Here is a 2,902-nt window from a genome sequence, read left to right as displayed (position 1 = left end):
ACTTTTTTAATAATAATTTTAAATTTTTACAGCGTATTAAGCTGCGGATACTGAAACAAGTTCAGTATTAACGTTTAGAGAATTGGAATCTCTTACGAGCTTTCTTCTGTCCAAATTTCTTACGTTCTACCATTCTTGGATCTCTTGTTAGCAATCCTTCTGGTTTCAAGATAGCTCTGTTTTCAGCTTCTACCTCACACATTGCTCTTGCAATAGCCATTCTCACAGCTTCTGCTTGCCCTGTTGAACCACCACCATGTACATTTACTTTTACGTCAAAGTTGGTTGCATTTTCTGTCATAGACATTGGTTGCAATACTTTGTACTGTAAAGTCGCAGTAGGGAAGTAGTTTTCAAATTCTCTTTTGTTTACGGTGATTTTTCCTGTTCCTTCTGAAACATACACACGTGCCACAGCACATTTTCTTCTACCGATTTTGTGAATAACTCCCATTACTTTAGATCGTTTAAGTTAACGGTTTTTGGTTGTTGAGCTCCATGTTTGTGCTCAGAACCAACATTTACATTTAAATTTCGGAATAATTCGGCACCTAATTTGTTTTTAGGCAACATTCCTTTTACAGCCTTTTCTACTAAAGTTGCAGGGTTTTTTTGTTGCAATACTTTAGCCGTTAGGCTTCTTTGTCCACCTGGGTAACCTGTGTGACGGATGTACGTTTTGTCATCCAACTTGTTACCAGTCAGGTTGATTTTTTCTGCGTTGATAACAATTACGTTATCACCACAATCAACGTGCGGGGTATAATTAGGCTTGTATTTACCTCTTAATAGCATGGCTACTTTTGATGCAAAACGACCTAAGTTATGACCCTCAGCATCTACAACAATCCACCGCTTATCTGCGGTAGCTTTGTTGGCTGAAACTGTCTTGTAGCTTAATGTGTTCACAATAATTTATTTTAATTAAACATTCCATCCCCAATAAAGGGGTTGCAAAAGTACAATTATTTATGATAAAACCAAATACCAATTTAAGAATATTTATTTTAGTGTTTTTAAACCGTTAAATTAAGTTGAAATTTGTGTCAATTAGCAAGTTATCAAAGGATTTAAAATAGATTTCTAATCAAAATGTACTGCGTTTTTAGTTGCTATTTGGCTTAGTTCTGTCATTGCTGTCATAGATTAAATCCAAAGCATTCACTTCGTACCATATTTTTACTATTTTTACATTTAAAATTAGTTCCATGAAGCCAAAAATCACTTTAAAACAAATTGCAAAAGATCTAGGATTATCTGTTTCAACTGTTTCAAAAGCCTTAAGCGACAGTCATGAAATCGGTACGGTAACTAAAAACAGGGTGCAGGAGTATGCAAAATTGCAAAATTATAAGCCAAATACGATGGCTAAAAATTTGAAAAACCAACGCACCAATACCATTGGCGTGATTATTCCAAATATCTTAAATCCTTTTTTTGCAAAAGTTTTCAGTGGAATTGAAAAAGCCGCCAATGCGAAAGGTTATAATGTGATTACCTATATATCAAATGAATCGCATTCCAAAGAAAAACAGGCAATGGATTTATTAAGCAATGGAACAGTGGATGGTTTTATCCTTTCTGTGGCCGAAGAATCACAAACTAAAAATGTTTCATCTCATTTTAAAGAGATTTTGCGTGAAGGCATGCCAATTGTCATGTTTGATAGAACAATGGATGATGTTTCCTGCGACAAAGTAATAGTAGATGATTTTGAGTCGTCAATGGAAGCTGTCAAACATTTGATAAAACTAGGTAGTAAAAAGATTGCCTTACTTTCGTGTATTGATAATTTAAGTGTTGGAAAGCACCGTGCTTTGGGCTACGAACGTGCGTTGCAGGATTACAATAGAAGTGTAGCAGATCACTTAGTTATTAAAACCGACAGTGAAGAAGATTTTGACTCTCGTTTAAAAAAATTGTTAGCCAGCGGTGAAGTAGATGGTATTTTGGCATTGGACGAACACTCTTCGACAATGGCGATGAAATTGGCTATTCAAAAAGGAATTATAATTCCCGAGGAATTATGTATCATCGGTTTTGCTGATGGTGTTTGGTCACGTAGATTAACGCCAAGTTTGTCAACAATTAGTCAGCACGGACCTGAAATAGGTGCGGAAGCCGCTAAGCTGTTGATGGAAAAATTAGAAAGAAAAGTGGATATTCATTCGTATAAAACGATTGTTGTCAAAACAGAATTGAGACAAAGAGATTCAACTAGGAAACTTTAACGGTAGTCCGGAAATTTATACTAAAGCCTTTTTTTAAAAGGTTTTTTTATTTGACTGGAATTCGGAAAAGTTGTTTAAGATTATTTAACTCTGTCAAAGTTTCAAACCTTGACAGAGTTTTAAGCGTTCCTCTGAAAACTGAAAACTGCGACTGCAAACTGAACACTGCGACTGCAAACTATCAATGAGCCTCCAACCAATTCCTTCCCATTCCCAATTCCACATCTAACGGAACAGTCAATTTAAAAGCATTTTCCATTTCGTGTTTAATCATTGGTTGAATTTTTTCTAATTCTGAATTGTGCACATCAAACACCAACTCATCGTGTACTTGCAATAACATTTTTGATTGCCATTGCTCGTTTACCAATCGTTTGTGAATGTTAATCATCGCAATTTTGATAATATCTGCGGCAGAGCCTTGAATTGGGGCGTTTACGGCATTTCGTTCGGCACCGCTTCGCACCATCGCATTCGCGGAATTAATATCTTTTAAATAACGTCGTCTTCCTAAAACCGTTTGCACATAACCATTTTCTCTGGCAAAATCAACTTGGTTCGCCATATAGGCTTTCAATTTCGGATAAGTGGCATAATAGGCATCAATCAATTCGGCACTTTCTTTTCGGGATAAATTGGTTTGATTGGAAAGTCCGAATGCCGACACCCCA

At 36.1% G+C, this 2,902-nt stretch carries 4 protein-coding genes; 1 reads left to right on the top strand and 3 read right to left on the bottom strand.

Going from position 1 to position 2,902, the window contains the following annotated elements; genetic code table 11:
* Positions 1-67 precede the first annotated feature (67 nt).
* Both rpsI and rplM read right to left on the bottom strand, forming a co-directional pair.
* Positions 68-454 (bottom strand): 30S ribosomal protein S9, encoded by a 387-nt coding sequence (rpsI, locus tag ACIQ2S_RS12595; protein WP_396176530.1) that lies wholly within the window; start codon positions 452-454, stop codon positions 68-70.
* Positions 454-909, bottom strand: coding sequence for a 50S ribosomal protein L13 (gene rplM, locus ACIQ2S_RS12590; RefSeq protein ID WP_396176528.1), 456 nt, complete (start codon positions 907-909; stop codon positions 454-456). The genes rpsI and rplM overlap by 1 nt, the downstream gene beginning before the upstream one ends.
* Before the next feature lie 299 nt (positions 910-1,208).
* Between rplM and ACIQ2S_RS12585 the strand changes: the two genes are divergently transcribed.
* Positions 1,209-2,231 (top strand): LacI family DNA-binding transcriptional regulator, encoded by a 1,023-nt coding sequence (locus tag ACIQ2S_RS12585; RefSeq protein ID WP_396176526.1) that lies wholly within the window; start codon positions 1,209-1,211, stop codon positions 2,229-2,231.
* A gap of 181 nt (positions 2,232-2,412) precedes the next feature.
* Here the strand turns inward: ACIQ2S_RS12585 and ACIQ2S_RS12580 are convergent.
* Positions 2,413-2,902, bottom strand: a 490-nt coding sequence (locus ACIQ2S_RS12580; RefSeq protein ID WP_396176524.1) for a DNA polymerase, incomplete at its 5' end; no start/stop codon positions are given.

Source organism: Flavobacterium sp. (genome assembly GCF_044371705.1).
GTDB lineage: Bacteria > Bacteroidota > Bacteroidia > Flavobacteriales > Flavobacteriaceae > Flavobacterium.
The sequence above is the reverse complement of the archived record's forward strand: the minus strand, read 5'-3'. Positions and strand labels throughout refer to the sequence as shown.

Coding starts and splice junctions, on each gene's coding strand:
- ACIQ2S_RS12585 (WP_396176526.1), top strand. CDS start 1,209: ATGAAGCCAAAAATCACTTTAAAACAAATTGCAAAAGATCTAGGATTA.
- rpsI (WP_396176530.1), bottom strand. CDS start 454: ATGGGAGTTATTCACAAAATCGGTAGAAGAAAATGTGCTGTGGCACGT.